Origin of the sequence: Neobacillus novalis NBRC 102450 (assembly GCF_001591805.1) — a bacterium.
Taxonomy (GTDB): Bacteria; Bacillota; Bacilli; order Bacillales; family Cytobacillaceae; genus Neobacillus; species Neobacillus novalis.
This window is the reverse complement of record NZ_BCVP01000023.1, coordinates 40,892-58,158: the sequence shown is the minus strand read 5'-3', so window position 1 is coordinate 58,158 and position 17,267 is coordinate 40,892. Positions and strand designations below refer to the sequence as shown.

The following is a 17,267-nucleotide window of genomic DNA, read 5'->3' as shown; positions in this document are numbered from 1 at the left end:
ATTGTGATAATGCAGCAGCCAGCTTAGAATAAGGAAAAAAATAATCCACCCTCATTTTGCTGACAAAGGATGGATTGTTTTTTGAAATCACCATGTTCACTTTTTTAAAAAAAATTGATCGGATTGGGAGTCTATTTTTCAATTTTTACCTCATGTTTCTTTGCAAGTTTATCCAGCTTACTTTTGTAATCACGAATTTGTTTTCGGGCGTCAGCAAACATATCGTTGGCCTCTTCAATTAGAGCAGCATCCTGATCTTCTAGTGCTTGCTTAACTTTTCCAAAGGCTTTAAACTGGATGTCTGCCCCCGTAATAAAAATCTCGTGGATTTCCTTTACCTCATCTGTTTCGATTGAAACCGAGTCAAGCTCTTTAATAAATTCATTGTAATTCGGAATTACCACTTTCGTTAATGCATCGTACATCGTTTGATCATCCTGATAATTGGCCCCTGCAACCCCCTCATAGGCAGAGATAGCAGCCGCTTCCAATTTAACAGCCTGTTTCATTTCTTTGTTCACATAGTTAAGTAAGTCGTCTTTCACAGGGTCGCCGCCCAGGCATCCTGCCAATAAAAAAATCATCGGAAAAACAATGGCTGCTAACGCTTTTTTCACTCCTTTCACCTCCTATTGCCCAATTTATGAGGTGCAGGAAGTCCAATATGTGCTGGAAAAATAATAATTTTTTTCATATTGAAAAAGGACTCCTCCCCTTAAGGGAAGAGTCCTTTGCTAACTAGCTCATTCAATCAGCTAGTAAATTTTTTGTTACGTTTCGAATGAGTCTTGGCAGGACTCCAAAGCTATAAGGCTTGTAGACGCGCTCGGTCCAATTGTGCCCGTTTTTTCCATATACACCGATATTAATAGAAGGAATGCTCAGTTCCTTCATTGCCTCGAGCGGTAACGGAAATAACTGATTCATAGCAGGAAAGTTATTTTTCAAAGAAATCATTTCCGCTTCTGGCCCATTAAAGGTCATGAAACTTCCATCCGATAAATAAGGGAAGTATTTCTTTAATTGAAATCGTTCGTTTACTAGTAATGCTTCTTTTTCCAATTCTGCCTTAACCTTCGAATATATCGGGTTGTCCTCCTCAATATAGTTTGAAGGCAGGAAAGGCGGGGCATAAAATACAATCACGCGCGGTTTTTTCTCCGGATCTAAGTTTTGCAAGACCTCAACAATCTGAAAAGCCAGCATCCGATCATCAAGGTCTGCACGGTTATATTTTTTGTAAGTTTCCTGAATAGCCTCATTAGGATGTAAGTTCAAGTTGTCCAGATAATGAATATAATCCTCTAAACTAGTAACCTCGATTGTCCAATCAAGCTGTTTAGCTGGGATAGCGTTTACATGGCAGAATTGCTGATAGGTATTTTTCTGTCTTTCTGTCTGTTCAGTACAGATTTGCTTGGTGATGCCGAGCAGCTCGTTGATAACCTGTTTGGGAGTTTTTTCGTAAACAAAGTAATTAAAATAGAGCCTACTGCTTATGGCTGTTTGCACATCATAGCTTTTTTTATCATCCCTTAGAAATAAACAACTAGGAGGCAGGACCAGTTCGCCTTCAATTTTTTCGACAAGCTGAAGGTTTTGGGCAATTTTCAGATTGAGGGCAGAGGCTATAATAGTTGGATCGATGGTGGAAACACTCTCACCGACATGTGCCTCCCTGCCGAAAATATAAAAACACGGGAGCAGCTTTCCGGCCACACCTGTATAAATGTATTTATTTTCGTCCCCTTCATATAAGGGCGTAATGAAATCGTCATTAATCGCAGCCGTAAATTCCAAGGAGTGTTCTTCTCTTAATCTCTTTAACTCGGTTAGTGCACTACGCATCCCCACGTGCTGGCTTTCTTCGTCAGGATTAAACATCACCAGCAAATTCCCGTTTAATTCTTCGGGATATCTTGAAAAATAAAGGAGGTTGACGAGATGAACAGCAATGCCGCTTTGCATATCAAGCGAGCCTCGGCCAAACAGCCACTCACCTGACAGTGCATCTTGCTTAACATCCTGATCGGCGCTATAGCCTGCAAAATAGGCTTGGAGTGCATCGGTATCATGGGAGATAGCCTGCAAAGAGCCAAAATCTTCAGTTCCCACTGTATCGATATGAGCATGAAAAATGATCGTTTTTTTGGTTCCGTTTGCAGCTTTGACAAAGGCAAAGACATTTTTGCGCTCGAGCTCGTAGTGTTCAATCGGTTTTGTCCAAGCATGCTCGCGATGTTGTTGGAAATAAGGAAACGAGTGAATCACATCCAATAAATACTGTGCCTTCAGATTTTCCCCATTCGTCCCGTTATAGCTTTTCAGCTTGATTAGTTCCCGCGTCAAATATTCTGCCTGCTGTGCCGTTTCTAAAAATTGAAGGTTTGAAAACATAGGGTTTCTCCTTATAACCAAATTTCTCCACTTAAGTATAAGGGGAAAGTTGGAAGGTAGGCAACCACTATCTTGAGTGTGGAAAAAAGAAAAGTTCCTCATCAATTTTAGCGGTTATAAGGTGTAACATTTTTATTGGTGCCCCCGCTTTTTATGCCTCCTGCTTCCAATTGATAGAAATTCTCAATTAACTGTTGACGTAAACCTTTCCAATGGTATAATCAAGTTAATAAGCAAATGATAATGATTTTCAATTTCATCTATAATGCTGGAAAAATGGAAATATTGGAGACAGTCATGAAGAAACGATATCTACTAGTTGTGTTACTTATTTTATCAGGGGTTTCTTTGTTTGTTGGTGTTAGCAGTCTATCACCATTGGACCTATTAGACTTTCAATCAGAAGAAACGCAGATATTCCTAATCAGCCGCATGCCGCGACTTGTTGCGATTTTACTGGCCGGTGCGGGGATGAGTATTGCTGGTTTGATTATGCAGCAGCTCAGCCGGAACAAATTTGTTTCACCGACAACGGCCGGAACCTTGGATGCCACACGGCTTGGAATCCTGGTTGCAATGTTATTGTTTGCAAACGCATCGATGCTTGAGAAAATGGCGGTTGCTTTTCTTTTTGCGCTTGGCGGAACCTTTTTATTCATGCAGATTCTCGACCGGATTAAGTTTAAAGATGCGATTTTTATTCCGCTGGTCGGGCTGATGTTTGGAAATATTTTGTCCTCTGTGACAACCTTTTTCGCCTATCGTGCTGATGTCATTCAAAATATGTCGGCATGGCTGCAGGGGGATTTTTCGATGATTATGAAAGGTCGTTATGAGCTGCTATACATAAGTATTCCAATCTTAATAATAGCCTATTTATATGCCAACCGCTTTACCGTAGCGGGCATGGGCGAAGACTTTTCGAAAAATTTGGGTCTTGGCTACCGCAGGGTTGTGAATATCGGGCTGGGATTGGTCGCCCTGATTACGGCAACAGTTGTCTTAACCGTCGGAGTTATCCCATTCCTTGGTTTAATCATTCCGAATATCATCTCGATCTTCAAAGGGGATCATTTACAAAAAACATTACCTCATACTGCCTTGGCAGGAGCCATCTTTTTGCTGGTTTGTGATATTTTGGGGCGTGTCATCATCTACCCGTATGAGATTTCAATCAGTCTCATGGTTGGAGTTATTGGCAGCGGGATCTTCTTAATCCTTCTTTTTAGGAGGAAAGCCTATGCGTAATTCGATGAAAATAGCCAGTCTTGTCTTAATCGCGGCAGGGTGCTGTGCGCTGTACTTATTTCATGATTTAAATGGCAGTTTTGATTATGCGCTGCCGAGAAGAGCGATAAAAGTGATGGCAATGGTGATAACAGGCTTTACTATCGCTTATGCCACCGTTGTTTTTCAGACAATTACCCATAACCGAATATTAACGCCGAGCATAATGGGCCTGGATTCTCTTTATCTGTTATTACAAACATTGATTATCTTCTTCCTCGGTTCCGGTCACATGATTGTTGTCAATAAACAAGTGAATTTTCTTCTTTCTGCTGTTGTAATGGTTTTGTTTGCCCTTTTGTTATATCGGTTTTTATTTAAAAAAGGCGGACAGTCGATTTATTTCTTATTGCTGGTTGGAATCATCGTTGGAACATTCTTCTCAAGTATTTCGACGTTTTTCCAAGTGCTGATTGACCCGAATGAGTTTCAGATTGTCCAAGACCGGATGTTTGCGAGTTTTAATAATATTAACGCTGATTTAGTGTGGCTGGCCCTTGTTATCATTGGGCTTGTGGCTATTTATGCTTGGCGTTATTTAAAATATCTTGATGTGTTATCACTTGGCAGGGAGATGGCGATTAATCTAGGCGTTCCCTATGATTCGATTGTGAAAAAAATGCTGGTAATTGTCGCGATTTTCATTTCGATTTCGACGGCATTAGTTGGACCGATTACTTTTTTTGGTTTAATTGTTGCCAACCTGTCGTACCAATTTTTTAAAACACACAAACACAGGGTGCTCATTAGCGGTTCCGTTATCATGAGTATAATTGCTCTTGTCGGCGGGCAATGGGTGGTCGAACGGGTCTTTACGTTTTCGACGACCTTGAGCGTTATCATTAACTTTATCGGCGGTGTCTATTTCATCTATTTATTATTAAAGGAGAGGAAGACTGGATGATTCAAGTGAGGTCGTTGTCGAAGTTTTATGGGAAAAAGCCGGTTGTCGAAGAGGTTTCGGTGGATATTCAACCTGGTAAAATTACTTCCTTTATTGGACCAAATGGTGCGGGGAAATCCACACTGTTGTCGATGGTCAGCCGGCTGCTTGATGCTGATACGGGCGAAGTGCTTGTCGATAACGCTGATGTCCGCAGGATGAAGTCACAGGAGTTTGCTAAAAGGGTTTCAATCTTAAAGCAGTCGAATCACATGAATGTCCGTCTGACGATTCGTGAGCTTGTTTCCTTCGGGCGCTTTCCCTACTCAAAGGGACGGTTAACGGAAGAAGATGAACGGATTGTCGAGCAATCGCTCGAATATATGCACCTAACTGAAATGGAGGACAGCTTTTTAGATGAATTATCTGGCGGTCAGCGGCAGCGTGCCTTTATCGCGATGGTGATTGCCCAAGATACCGACTACATTTTGCTGGATGAACCGCTGAATAATTTGGATATGAAGCACTCTGTTCAAATTATGAAAATCTTACGCCGGTTGGTGGATGAACTAGGAAAAACCGTCGTCATCGTCTTGCATGATATTAACTTTGCTTCGGTTTATTCGGATCGGATTGTCGCGATGAAGGATGGAAAGGTCGTGAAGGATGGACCGACAGAGGAGATTATTCAGTCCGAGGCATTAAGCGAGATTTACGACATGGATATTCCGATTCGAGAAATGGATAACTGTAGGATCTGTGTTTATTTTAATTCATAAAAGAAAGAGGGATAGATGATGAGAAAGTGGAGTTTATTAGGATTGATTTTTAGCATGATTTTCGTATTAGCTGCCTGCGGGGGTACTTCAAAAGAGGAAGGCCAGTCGAAAACGGCTTCAACAGATACTAAGGAAACGGCAGAGAAACTGACGATTAAGCATAAATACGGTGAGGCAGTAGTTGGGAAAGACCCTAAGAAAGTGGTTGTGTTCGATTTTGGGATCTTAGATACCCTAGATGAGTTAGGTATCGATGTCACAGGTGTCCCACAAGCAACGGTTCCTTCTTATCTGAAAAAATATGCCGATAAAAAATATACGAATGTCGGAAGTTTAAAAGAACCGGATTTCGAGGCAGTTCATGCTTTGAAACCAGATGTTATTTTTATCTCGACGCGTCAAGCGGAATTATATGATCAATTTGCAGAAATTGCACCAACGGTATATGTGGACATTGATTATGCAAATTATATGGACTCCTTTGAGAAAAACATGAACTTAGTAGGCAAAATTTTTGGAAAAGAAGACAAGGTGACCGGTGAATTAGAAGACATTAAAGCGACCGTTGAAAAGGTAAATAAAAAGGCGTCTGGACTCGACCAAAAAGGCCTTATTTTGTTGGCGAACGAAGGAAAAGTGAGTGCCTATGGCCCAAGCTCCCGTTTTGGAATCATTCATGATGTATTTGGATTCGGCGCTGCCGATAAGAAGATTGAAGTTTCTACCCATGGTCAAAGCGTAACGTTTGAATACATTATGGAGAAAAATCCAGACGTATTATTTGTCATTGACCGCGCAACGGCCGTAGGAGGAGAAGTTGGCGCAAAAGAAATCATTGAAAATGAACTAGTAAAGAAAACAGCAGCTTATAAAAATGATAAGGTCGTCTACCTAGACGCTGACGCTTGGTACCTAAGCGGCGGCGGCTTAAAATCCATGAAAGTAATGGCCAAAGAAATAGAAGCCGCATTATAGATGAAGGAAAGGGTGTCAGGCACCATGTGAAAATTTCACATGGTGCCTGACACCCTTATTTTGACACCCTTATTTTGTGTAACGGTTCGCGTAGCTTGAGGCGACGAAGGCGTTTGGTTTGATTTTTGGTTCGACTCCCATGGATTCTATTCTTGTTACCATTTCTTTTACAAATTCCCTTGTTTTGTTACGTTTGCCTGCCCCGATGTCGATATGCCCCTCCATTGTGAAGGTTGCACCTTGGTATAGGTAGGGAAGAACAATATTGATCAGTTCACTTTTTCTTTCCTCCGTGAACAAGGAAACGACCTCTTCTGTTAACGAAAGTTCAAGGGAGATCCGCTCGTGCAAATGGGTCATTCTTCTTGGGACATTCACCTTTCTTATACACGCCCATACTCCGTTGCCCTTATTTTGAATCACAATTCCAGTGATAAAAATGGTCTGTGATTTATGGACCTGAGAATCAGTGCCAACCATTAAGCGGTAGTGCCCGCTTGGATTTAGATTCATGAATGTAACAATCCGTTCCAAGACCTGTTCAAACGACATTCCATTCTCCTGAAGGTTTTGAAACGAATGGTGGTAATCCTGAGATTTTTTCATATTGAAGCACCACATCTTTCCCTTCCATTTTAAAGGTTTATTTCTCAATTCTTATACCTATCTTATGGAAAGTGGATTATAGTCGTGCAGCCCTTGAAAGGATTAGTACTTCAAAGTCTGCAAAAACTGACACCAAAATAACCATAGTATCAGGCACTATTCATGTATGTCCGCCACAGGTGGACAAATGTCTTTTTGTGGTGCCTGACACCATTTATCCTATTTTAAATGTAATAATAAAGAATTTTGTTCATAGAATGGTAGTGTGTGGATTTTTCGTTACCTTTTTCCCAAGAATGTCTTACTTTTGGTGAATGTTTGGGAGAAAGGTAGGATGGTATTCTAATAGTTTTCTTATTAAAATAAAAGTGACTAATAAAAATGCGTTAAAATTAATAAAAATACATTAGTGGGGGTTAATGATGAAAAAGAAGAAAGCGGTAGCAGGCCTCTTGGCCGTAGGTTTGTTAACAAGTGTACCATGGACCGTGGGATTTGCAGAGGGGCCAAAATGGACAAACGTCAATGTATATGAAGAACAGGATGGAAGTAAGTTTAATAGTGAAAACTATGACTTTGTGAAATTCTCGCAAATTGGTTCAAAGCTGAAAGCAATTGAGAAACAATCGAATCGCATTAAAGTGGAAGTTCGTGGAACATCTGCGGATGGAAATCCACTTTATGTCGTAACGATTGCCGATCCTGGTTCGCATGGCAAGTTTGGGAAAATTCAATCACTCAGAAAACAAATGTTTAAAAACCCAGGGAAAGCTCAAGATTGGATTGCTAATAATCCAGACTTTAAAGTGCCAATTATGATCAATGGTTCCATCCATGGGACCGAATTTGCAGGAACGGATGCTATCCTGCAGCTAATTGAACGCTTCGCCACCGAGAATGACCAAGAAACGAAAAATATACTAGAAAATAACATTCTCATTTTCAATGTCGTGCAAAATCCTGACGGACGTGTGGATGCTACCCGTTTTAACGGCGAGGGTATTGACTTGAACCGTGATTTTATCACCCAATCCCAGCCAGAAACAAGAGAAACCGTTGATCTCATTAAAGAATGGAACCCGATGGTATTTCTTGATACGCATGGATATGTGAAAAACTACGCACCAAACCGACAGGGCTTAATTGAACCTTGTACGCCGCCGCATAATCCAAACTACGAGTATGACCTGTACAACAAGTGGGCTTACAAGCAGGCTGAGGCGATGGAAGCTAACATCATGAAAGAAAAAGATAAATTTACAGATAGCACCCTATATAAAAATATGCAAGGCGTTTATATTCCACAGCGGAATGACAAGGATGGCTGGGATGACTACCCGCCAATCTTTACGCCAATGTACGCGATGTATCACGGGGCTTACGGTCATACATTAGAAACACCAACAAATGATTGGAATGGCGTACGCTGGATGTACAACGCTATCATTGGTGCGCTTAATTATGCGACAGAGAACAAGCAGGCGATGATTACCGACCAAATTGAAATGTTTAAGCGCGGGATTAATTTTGATCATCCTTTCCATAAGGACGGTTTCTTCCCTAAAGCGTATATTCTTCCGGTGGATGAGAAAGATCCAACTGTCACACATAAGGCCGTTAATCATTTACTCAATAACGATATTGAAGTCGTCCAAGCTCCGAAAGCATTTGTAGTGGATGGAAAATCTTATCCGAAAGGTACATTTATCGTAAAAATGGACCAGGCAAAAGCCGGATTAGCAAACACTATGCTGTGGGACGGAGAGGATATCACCAACGATATTAACGCGATGTATGATATTTCAGCATGGAGCCTGCCTGAGCTTTGGGGATTTGAGGCGATTCCGACACAAAGTTCTGTTGATGTAACGACAAACAAGGTGAACAAGATTTCGGAGCAGGGGTCTGTATCCGGTAAGGGTCCATTCTTGATTACAAACAGTTCCGTTCAATCTGTTAAGCTAGTAAATACTTTACTGCAACAAGGAGTTTCGATAAAACGCGATTCGAAAGGCAATTTTTACACAGATGCGGCAGCCAATAAAATTTCAGCTGCTGTAAAGGAATCAGGCCTGCAAATTGAATCGACCGCGAAGATTCCAGCAGATGCTGCGCAATTATCCAGCTTAAAAGTGGCAATTCTAAAGGATGGCGGCATTAGTAAAGTTCAATCCCATAGCGGAACAAAGCTCTCCTTAAAGAGATTGGGCTTCCAAGTGACAGAGTTGACACCGGTTGAAGTAGCGGAAAAAGGCTTAAATGGGTTTGATGTGTTTGTTTACAGCGGCTCATCCAGCCTGATTACGGTTATCACAAGTGCATCAAGCAAAGAATTCGGTCTCCAAGATTCGGCTCAAGTAGCCAAGCTAAAAGCGAATATTAGCAGCTTTGTTGCTCAAGGCGGTAAATATATCGCCGTAGGCGGAAGTGCTTCACAGGCAACCAAAACGCTGGGACTTACGGATGACACGATAAATGTTGGCGGTTCCGACAGCAACGGAATTGTCAAGGTTGATTACGAAGGAACCGGTCTAACAGGCGGCTATGGACAGGACGATATCGGATTTGTCTACCGACCAACATGGTACACCAATACCGGAAATGATAAGGTAGTTGCTCGATATGCAAACTCTAATGATTTCTTCCAGGCCGGACACTGGAGAAATAACATAAACGCTAAAGGCCAAGCTGTGATGGTTAAAGAGCAGGATAAGGATGTAACTTTAATTGGTCTGGAAGCGGGCTTCCGTGACCATACAGATTACCTATTCCGTCTGCTATCCAATGCAATTTTTGAAAAATAAATATGTTCCAAAAGCCTGGTTCTATATAGAGCCGGGCTTTTGTGATTTTATTGAAAAATAAAAAGGTTGAACCCAGAGGATCAACCCTTTTCCTGTTCTTACTTAATAGTAATTGTTACAGAGTTATAGTTCTTGCCATTGCCAAGCGGATTATAATTTTTCTCAATGTTTCCGGCTGCATCAACTGCAAAATAATTAATCGTTGTTGTTTTATCAATCTTTAATGTTTCTTCAAATTCACGGGTTCCGCTTAATTGGATTTTCTTAGATTGGAAAGTTGGGCGGCTGCCATCAAGTGTATAAAAGACGGTAGCAGGCTCGCTTGTTTCAATCTTAACCTCAACTGGACCAGTGTATTTACCGTTTCCAGGTGATGCTTTTGAGGAAGGTGGCTGATGGTCTTTTGAACTGTTGTAGGCTACTTTAATTAAGCCAATCAACCCGTTGGAAAATTCCATTGCCTCTTCATGTCCCTCTGCAAACGCAGGCTGGAATCCAACTGCCTGCCACCTCTTCGTATCTTTATTCCATAAATCAGCACCAACTTCGAAGTTCCAGGCATAAATCCCTTTTTCATACCAGAGGTAGTCTGCCGAATTACCCGCAGCAGAGTACAATACATCCGGAATCGGACCGGTACGGCTTGGCAGAATGACCGTTCCGCGATGGTCTTGAATGTCGTTTAACATGAGGTCAGATGCTGCCCAATAGAAGGCTTCCTGACCTGCTGTCGGACGAGGTAATGTTACACGCTTAGCATCGTAAGCACCAGGTGACCACATGAAGTAGCCGCCATAGCTATGAATATTCATCGCGAACTTGATGTTCGGATTGTTGTCGGCAAGCCAGACAAGGTTTCTAGCTTCTGGCTCGGAGTTTTCAAAAGGTCCGGCATAGGTTTCACCCGTACAACTTGTACCGCCGCCAATATAGCCATCAAACACTGAACCTACAGAATGGTTGCGGTTAAGGTCAACTCCCCAGGCATTACGGTTCCCAGGGTCAGAGGCAGTTGGACCACAGTGATTGGTCATGTTTTTACGCTGAATATTGTAATCATTAAAGCTGTAATTGGCACCATCAGGGTTTACCGACGGAACAAGGAAAATATCCAGGTTGTCAACAAGTTTTCTAGTTTCGCTATCATTGGAATAGTTGCGAAGCAGCCGTTCAGCTGTTTCAATGGTCACAAGCGGTGTTACCCACTCACGGGCATGCTCCTGTGCGTATCCTAGGACACCTGGTTTGGAACCGTCACGATGCTTGCCTATCCGGATGGCTTTTACCGTGAAAGGATCACGAGAAACATCTGCAGGTGCTTTGAGATTATCTGTTAATTTTACAGTAGCCGCTGCGACAACACCTGTTCCAGCATTACCGCGATATGTAGTCGCGGTGATATGCTGACCGGCATTGGAATTTAATGCACTTACCACTTGCGCGGCTGTACTAGTGACCGTGCCCGCTGAATTTGTAGCTAAATCTACTATAATCTTTTTACCATCCACCGTCCCTTTTAGTGGTGAATTATTGGTTACAGGATTCTCGAATTCTACCGATACATCGTTTCCGCCCTCATGGCCCCATGCTTTTGAGGAAACGACTACTGAGGCATTCGTAGTGCTGCCAATCGTTGCCTGGGCAAGACGCCTGTATCCGTTTGTTTTGTTCGGCATATCAATGATTTCTACTAATTTCGGAAATTCTTTTGCTAGTTTTTCGGCACGTTCATATAATTCATTTGGTGCCATATAGTGGTCAACAAAGTCCGTGACATAATCTGTTTTTGGATGTTTCGGCTCTTTCACCAGCCATTCCGTTACGAAACTCGTTGCGTTTCCGCCTAGGTTACTATCAATTTTGACAGATGTAGGTATTGCGGTTACTGGCACCATCAAATAGTGATAGATATATTCTCCGTAATCAACGAATCTAGAAAGTGTGGCTGATTTTTCAACTCCGTCTTCGGTCCAAGTTGCTTTAAGTGCTGTGCTTGCTGTCGCTCCGGCACTTGATTTCACTTCAAGATACAGGAATGTGGCAGATTGATTAGTAAAATGATTTGCCCGTAGCACCTTAAGTGTATCCTCAGAAGCTGCCAAACTAGCTTGAAGTTGAACTGCAGATTGCCGTTCTGCTACACGTGTGTTCCATTCATTTTCAGTGATTAGCGTATCCTTAACATTGATTCCAAAAGTCTTTAACATCGCAATTTCAGATGGTGTGACTACGGCATCCACTTCATAGACACCGTCGTGCTGTTCGATATTGTGGGTAAGGTCAATGCCGAGCTCAAGAAGCTTGTCCTTGGCCTGATCATTCGGTACTTCTAGTTGAACAATTGAGACAGATTCCTCGGCAGGCAGCGGCTGGTCAGGCTGTTCAACCGCTGCAGTTGGAATACTTAGACCAGGGTAAAATGTGGAGAAACCCAGTCCGGTTATGGCAGTCATAACCATTAAACTCCTTTTCCATTTCAGCTTTTTCTTTTTTGTCAAAAAACTGCACCCCCAAATTTTCATCAAATTTTGTACAAACTTATTTTATACTGAATATTCACAATAATTCGACGTAAAATCGGAGAGCTACTAAAATTCTTCCAACAAAAATTTTAGTAAGATAATGTTGAACTTTATATTAGTAGATTAAAAAATAGGGAGTATCACCTATTTTAAAAGACCTATAACAATTCGAAATTCTATTTATTTTTGAGGTTTGGAATTGCTAGACTTTATTTCACAATACCTTCCGTAAATTGGGTGTTGGTTTGAGAGTGTTGATTTTTGTATAATATTGTTGCTTTATGCAGATTTTTGGAAAAGGAAAAATGTAAAGGTAGTAGAAAAATATTTCGGTGGATCAAGTAGGCAGAAACTTTTTGATAATAAAAACTGTCTAGTTCCAGCACTTTTATTGTTTTTATCCAAAAAACCATTAAATGCCTATCATTCTTTCTGCCAGTCCAACATTTAATAAAGAAAGGAATTTATTATCGATTAGGATGGATGAAAATGGCAAAAAGAAATCGGGGGAAAACCATCAGCTACCTGCCGCAAAATGGACGGGGTACATGTCCACTTTGTGAAAGAACAAGAATAAAATTGCTCTATCCATACAAAACAGAAACAAACCAAACCATCAAAGTCTGCAAAAACTGCCGTATAAAAGATAAATAGGATGTTAATCATTGGGGTGTCATTGGGGGGGCAATCAATTGGGTGTCAGGCACCGTCCGTGGACATTTGTCCGTGCGGGGTGGACACTGTGAAGGGCGGTTAGTGCCACTCCGGTTTAACGTAAAAAAGGACTGAGCTTTAAGTAGTGCTCAATCCTTTTTTGTTTTTACGGGTGGTTATGATTTTTTTGATACTCTGACCACGTTGAGGACGCTGGCTACTAAACCACCCCATATAATAACAATTCCTACAACCATCATGGTTATTGCGCTACCTGACATGCTAGGCGACCCCCTTTTTATCTTCGGCATTGGCATTGGCTTTCCATCTCTTAAGGGGCAGGAGGACAGCAACTAAGATAACAACTGCGGCAACAACTACTCCTGCGAACACTATCAGGCTGGTTGGGTAACCCTCGTAATTTTTCGCAAGGTTCTGACGGATGTTATCAAACATCATGTAACCAAGAACAAGTGGTGTAAGGATTGCGAGGCAGAATTTCCACCAAGCACCCGTGCGAAAATCGGAAATTTCGTTGGCATGCTTTTGTAAACCAGTTAATCCTTTAAAGAACCATGCCATCAAGATAATTTCCACTAATCCCGCAAGAGCAACACCGAAGTTATTGATGAAATAATCTACAATATCAAGCAAATACAACCCGCCGTTTGTGGCAAAGAGTAATGAGATAACAGTGGCAGTCAAGCCGCCGGCTAAAACAGCTTTTGTCCGCGAGATATTAAACTTATCTTGAACCCCGGCGACAAAGGTTTCAACAATCGAAATCAGCGATGTCATTCCAGCAAAAACAAGCGAAAGGAAGAATAATATTCCAAATAGTCCATTCCATCCAGGAAATTCATTAATAATGCTTGGGAAAACAACGAACGCAAGGCCAATTCCACTGCTAACCACTTGATCAATTGGTACACCCTGTTGTTTTGCCATAAATCCTAAAGCAGCAAATACCCCGATACCAGCAAGTAATTCAAATCCAGAGTTGGCAAAACCGGTGATAAAGGCATTATTATTGATATCCGATTTTTTTGGCAGATAGCTGGAATACGTTAGCATAATGGCAAATCCAATTGATAATGAGAAGAAGATTTGTCCGTAGGCGGCAACCCAAACTTTTCCGTCCAAAATTTTATCCCAGTTCGGCTTAAAGAAGGCGTTTAATCCATCAGCAGCACCGTCAAGTGATAACGCACGTATAACGATGATCAAGAACATAATGACTAGAGTTGGAATGAAAATCTTGTTCAGTTTTTCAATTCCTCTTGATACACCCCTGTAAAGAACGAAAAGCGTAACGGCCCATACAAAAAGCAAAGGAATAACGACGCCTGGAACTAAACTGCCGATATCTCCAGGTGTTTCAGATACCTTTAAAACTTTTCCAAATAAAAATTTATCAGGTTTTGCTCCCCACTGGGTGCCAACTGAATAGATAGTGTATTTAACGGCCCAGGAGATAATAACTGCGTAATAGGTACAAATAACAAACGAGATTAATACTTGCCACCAGCCAAGCCATTCCGCTTTTTTGCTAATCCGGAAGAAGGAAAGTGGTGCTGAACCTCGGTATTTGTGACCAATCGTGAATTCCAAAATCAAAATCGGTATTCCCGCGGTTAAAAGTGCAAATAAATAGGGTAAGAAAAAGGCACCTCCGCCATTTTCATAGGCAACGGCTGGGAACCGCCATATATTCCCTAATCCAACTGCGGACCCCACTGCTGCCATGATAAATCCGTATCTAGAGCCCCACTGCTGACGATTCTCCATAAATGTTCCTCCTAAGTAGTATATCTTTTTATAAGATTCAGATAATTAAATTATTATTCTAATATAAAGACTTTACCGGCCGATGTCAAACTCTTTTGAATAATTAATCCTATTAAAATTTTTGCCAAAGGGGAACACGCGGTGAGTAACCATTAAGGATGTGGGAAAATTGTGGGTTTTCACTTTAAGATAGCCTATTAATTAAAATAGAAAAATCTATTGTTAACCAAAATTAGTTTATAGTTGACAATACATCCACAAACCATTTATTTTATATTTATGACAATTTATTTTGGGATAGGAGATTGAAAAGAATGAAGTTAAGGGCACTTGATATAACACTGGTTGGTATGTTCGTGGCACTTATGGCGATTGGAGCTAACATAACCTCAGTGGCTCCGTTTATGATGGTAGGCACGGTACCAATCACACTCCAAACATTTTTTGCTATATTAGCTGGGGCAATATTGGGAAGTCGTTTAGGTTCCATTGCGATGATCGTTTATATGTTAGTTGGTTTGGTGGGGGTACCTGTTTTTGCAAAATTAAAATCAGGACCATTTATGGTTATAGATCCCACATTTGGCTTTATTATTTCATTTATTTTAGTTGCATTTATCATTGGGAGAGTGGTGGAAAAGAAAAAAACTGTGCCAGCTTTTATCATTGCAGCTGTAATCGGCTTGGTCGTCAACTATCTCTTCGGAACAAATTGGATGTATTTTGCGTATAAATTTTGGACTGCGGCACCTGATGGCTTTACATATAAAATGGCATGGCTCTGGATGGTTCCCCCGATGCCAAAGGATATAATCCTAGCCGTATTTGCAGGAATAATGGCCCACCGGCTAGAAAAAACCGTCCTATCAAAAGGCCAATTCAAACAATTAAAACGCGTTTCCTAACTAGTATCAAAAAGGGTGTCAGGCACTTTAATAAGACAGTGTCCACTGGAGACGGACAAATGTCTTTTTGTGGTGTCTGACACCCAATTAACGCAAACAAAAAAGTGGCATAACCATAAATTTCTGGTTATACCACTTTTTTGTTTAATAGGCCGTTGAGGGCGGATACTTGGTTTTTTCCAAGCTGTTTGGATTGGAGCATTAGTTCGTCGGCCTGGATATAGGCTTTTTCCATTGAGGTGTGTTCATTCACTTTATAGAAATAGAGCCCGAACGATGCTGTGTAGGAAATAGTCGTCATTTCCCCGTTATACTCTACTTGTACGGAATTATTTGCAATCCCGCCAAGCATCCTGTTGATCAAATCCAAGGTCTGGTTAAAATTTCTGTTTCTAAGACAAAGCGTAAATTCTTCACCGCCGCTTCTAAAAAGATAATCCTCTTGACCTAGATAGCTTTTTAACGTTGCGGCAAAATGCTGGATTACTTTATCTCCGACGGCATGATTGTAGTTATCATTAATTCCTTTAAATTTATCGATGTCGGCAAGGACAATACCGATATCCTCCCCAGTTTGATTTAACTCTGCCAACTTTTTATCCATGAAGGTGCGATTGGAGACGCCTGTCAAAAAGTCCGTATAGGCCATTTGTTCAAACTGGTCCCGCTCCAGCTTATTTTGAATACTTTGGGATTTTGAATAGAACGAGAGGTTAACAATATAATTTAAGATAAATAGGCTGATAATCATTTCCCATTTTCCGTCTCGAAGGAAAAGAAATAATAGACCGTTCGTGATAGCCACTTTTCCGTAGTCAAGTAAACTTATGTCTCGAAAAATAAAATCGATGCCCTCTTTAAATGATTTTTGTTCTCCTAAAGTAACAAATAAAATCAACATGATCGCACCTGATAAATAGGAAGAAAGACAAACTAATCCAAATAACAGAATCCAATAGCCAAAGGGGAAGGATTGGAAACTTGAATAAAAGTGCTGGAATAAAAAATAAGCAATCGAGTTTGTAATAACAAAGGAGCCAATGTTGTAAAAAGTATCGAAAAACTCATTTGGGTCAGCCGCCTTTGTCCACTTTCGATAAAAATAAACAGTAAATCGATAAAGGGACTCAAAGATGAACAAGCCCAACGGACCGGCAAATAAAATTAGAGATAAATCATAGCTGATTCCATATTCAATATTGGTATTGCCATTTTTAAAGAATACCCGAAGGCGAAAGTATAGACTGGAGAAAAACCAGAATACAATTAAGGCTACGATAAAGCTGGTGTTGTCTGTCAAAATATTTGATGAGAAAAAAGCTATGGCCACGGAAGTAAAAAATAACGATAATTCGTAAATCCTAGTTTTCAACATAACGCTCCATTCACTTCCTAGTATCATCTTAAAGTAGGTAACTATATCGAATTTAAAAAAATTACAAAGATGGACCTGTCCATACTTCTATTGTACAAAATTTCCTGAAAATAACAAACTACTTTTTTCAAAATCATTAGTTGCTTGAAAAAATCTACAAATGAAATTCAGAATGATTAGACAATTAATGCCGTTCAGCAGGATTATGTTTTATACTATGTTAATAGCAATAATGTGAGGTGCGGTTGTTTTTTTATAAAAATAAGATTGTATTTCCAAGTTTACTGCTGAC

At 40.8% G+C, this 17,267-nt stretch carries 14 protein-coding genes; 7 read left to right on the top strand and 7 right to left on the bottom strand.

Annotated features, from left to right (window positions below; genetic code table 11):
* Nucleotides 1-131 precede the first annotated feature (131 nt).
* A complete protein-coding gene (locus BANVL01_RS17200) occupies nt 132-617 on the bottom strand; it encodes a guanine nucleotide exchange factor domain-containing protein (protein ID WP_066095915.1) in 486 nt (161 codons plus the stop codon).
* Between the two features lie 130 nt (nt 618-747).
* Nucleotides 748-2,397, bottom strand: a complete 1,650-nt coding sequence (locus BANVL01_RS17195; RefSeq protein ID WP_066095919.1) for a M20/M25/M40 family metallo-hydrolase — start codon at nt 2,395-2,397, stop codon at nt 748-750.
* Between the two features lie 297 nt (nt 2,398-2,694).
* Here BANVL01_RS17195 and BANVL01_RS17190 point away from each other — a divergent pair, with 297 nt between their 5' ends.
* From BANVL01_RS17190 to BANVL01_RS17175, 4 genes are read left to right on the top strand one after another with little or no spacing between them, the layout of a single operon-like run.
* On the top strand, nt 2,695-3,645 hold the full coding sequence (locus BANVL01_RS17190) for an ABC transporter permease (RefSeq protein WP_066095924.1): 951 nt from the start codon (nt 2,695-2,697) through the stop codon (nt 3,643-3,645).
* Nucleotides 3,638-4,588: an iron chelate uptake ABC transporter family permease subunit gene (locus BANVL01_RS17185; protein ID WP_066095928.1), complete on the top strand. Its 951-nt coding sequence runs from the start codon at nt 3,638-3,640 to the stop codon at nt 4,586-4,588. Before BANVL01_RS17190 ends, BANVL01_RS17185 begins: the two co-directional genes overlap by 8 nt.
* The gene (locus BANVL01_RS17180) at nt 4,585-5,346 is read left to right on the top strand and encodes an iron ABC transporter ATP-binding protein (RefSeq protein ID WP_066095933.1); all 762 of its coding nucleotides are present in this window, start codon (nt 4,585-4,587) and stop codon (nt 5,344-5,346) included. Before BANVL01_RS17185 ends, BANVL01_RS17180 begins: the two co-directional genes overlap by 4 nt.
* 18 nt (nt 5,347-5,364) lie before the next feature.
* A complete protein-coding gene (locus tag BANVL01_RS17175; RefSeq protein WP_066095935.1) occupies nt 5,365-6,321 on the top strand; it encodes a siderophore ABC transporter substrate-binding protein in 957 nt (318 codons plus the stop codon).
* Between the two features lie 69 nt (nt 6,322-6,390).
* Here the strand turns inward: BANVL01_RS17175 and BANVL01_RS17170 are convergent, their stop codons facing one another.
* Nucleotides 6,391-6,927 (bottom strand): ribonuclease H-like YkuK family protein, encoded by a 537-nt coding sequence (locus BANVL01_RS17170; protein WP_066095936.1) that lies wholly within the window; start codon nt 6,925-6,927, stop codon nt 6,391-6,393.
* A gap of 422 nt (nt 6,928-7,349) precedes the next feature.
* On the opposite strand from BANVL01_RS17170, the gene BANVL01_RS17165 reads away from it, so the two are divergent.
* Nucleotides 7,350-9,731 (top strand): M14 family zinc carboxypeptidase, encoded by a 2,382-nt coding sequence (locus BANVL01_RS17165; protein WP_066095939.1) that lies wholly within the window; start codon nt 7,350-7,352, stop codon nt 9,729-9,731.
* A 98-nt stretch (nt 9,732-9,829) separates the two neighbouring features.
* On the opposite strand, the gene BANVL01_RS17160 is transcribed toward BANVL01_RS17165, so the two are convergent.
* Nucleotides 9,830-12,229 carry a M14 family metallopeptidase gene (locus BANVL01_RS17160; RefSeq protein ID WP_066148014.1) on the bottom strand — a complete coding sequence of 800 codons (2,400 nt, stop codon included), beginning with the start codon at nt 12,227-12,229 and terminating at the stop codon, nt 9,830-9,832.
* 513 nt (nt 12,230-12,742) lie between these two features.
* Between BANVL01_RS17160 and BANVL01_RS27850 the strand changes: the two genes are divergently transcribed.
* Nucleotides 12,743-12,907: a hypothetical protein gene (locus tag BANVL01_RS27850; RefSeq protein ID WP_169803197.1), complete on the top strand. Its 165-nt coding sequence runs from the start codon at nt 12,743-12,745 to the stop codon at nt 12,905-12,907.
* Nucleotides 12,908-13,083: 176 nt separating this feature from the next.
* Here BANVL01_RS27850 and BANVL01_RS26840 read toward each other — a convergent pair whose 3' ends face one another.
* On the bottom strand, nt 13,084-13,188 hold the full coding sequence (locus tag BANVL01_RS26840; protein WP_082805039.1) for a methionine/alanine import family NSS transporter small subunit: 105 nt from the start codon (nt 13,186-13,188) through the stop codon (nt 13,084-13,086).
* A gap of 1 nt (nt 13,189) precedes the next feature.
* Nucleotides 13,190-14,695, bottom strand: a complete 1,506-nt coding sequence (locus BANVL01_RS17155; protein WP_066095943.1) for a sodium-dependent transporter — start codon at nt 14,693-14,695, stop codon at nt 13,190-13,192.
* Between the two features lie 314 nt (nt 14,696-15,009).
* Between BANVL01_RS17155 and BANVL01_RS17150 the strand changes: the two genes are divergently transcribed.
* Nucleotides 15,010-15,600 (top strand): biotin transporter BioY, encoded by a 591-nt coding sequence (locus BANVL01_RS17150; RefSeq protein ID WP_066095945.1) that lies wholly within the window; start codon nt 15,010-15,012, stop codon nt 15,598-15,600.
* Nucleotides 15,601-15,727: 127 nt separating this feature from the next.
* On the opposite strand, the gene BANVL01_RS17145 is transcribed toward BANVL01_RS17150, so the two are convergent.
* Nucleotides 15,728-16,975, bottom strand: coding sequence for a GGDEF domain-containing protein (locus BANVL01_RS17145; RefSeq protein WP_066095948.1), 1,248 nt, complete (start codon nt 16,973-16,975; stop codon nt 15,728-15,730).
* Nucleotides 16,976-17,267: the final 292 nt, after the last annotated feature.

Bases quoted from the DNA above. Each gene is read 5' to 3' on its own strand.
- BANVL01_RS26840 (WP_082805039.1), bottom strand. From the start codon at position 13,188: ATGTCAGGTAGCGCAATAACCATGATGGTTGTAGGAATTGTTATTATA.
- BANVL01_RS17180 (WP_066095933.1), top strand. From the start codon at position 4,585: ATGATTCAAGTGAGGTCGTTGTCGAAGTTTTATGGGAAAAAGCCGGTT.
- BANVL01_RS17175 (WP_066095935.1), top strand. From the start codon at position 5,365: ATGAGAAAGTGGAGTTTATTAGGATTGATTTTTAGCATGATTTTCGTA.
- BANVL01_RS17150 (WP_066095945.1), top strand. From the start codon at position 15,010: ATGAAGTTAAGGGCACTTGATATAACACTGGTTGGTATGTTCGTGGCA.
- BANVL01_RS17165 (WP_066095939.1), top strand. From the start codon at position 7,350: ATGAAAAAGAAGAAAGCGGTAGCAGGCCTCTTGGCCGTAGGTTTGTTA.
- BANVL01_RS17170 (WP_066095936.1), bottom strand. From the start codon at position 6,927: ATGAAAAAATCTCAGGATTACCACCATTCGTTTCAAAACCTTCAGGAG.
- BANVL01_RS27850 (WP_169803197.1), top strand. From the start codon at position 12,743: ATGGCAAAAAGAAATCGGGGGAAAACCATCAGCTACCTGCCGCAAAAT.
- BANVL01_RS17185 (WP_066095928.1), top strand. From the start codon at position 3,638: ATGCGTAATTCGATGAAAATAGCCAGTCTTGTCTTAATCGCGGCAGGG.
- BANVL01_RS17195 (WP_066095919.1), bottom strand. From the start codon at position 2,397: ATGTTTTCAAACCTTCAATTTTTAGAAACGGCACAGCAGGCAGAATAT.
- BANVL01_RS17155 (WP_066095943.1), bottom strand. From the start codon at position 14,695: ATGGAGAATCGTCAGCAGTGGGGCTCTAGATACGGATTTATCATGGCA.
- BANVL01_RS17190 (WP_066095924.1), top strand. From the start codon at position 2,695: ATGAAGAAACGATATCTACTAGTTGTGTTACTTATTTTATCAGGGGTT.
- BANVL01_RS17145 (WP_066095948.1), bottom strand. From the start codon at position 16,975: ATGTTGAAAACTAGGATTTACGAATTATCGTTATTTTTTACTTCCGTG.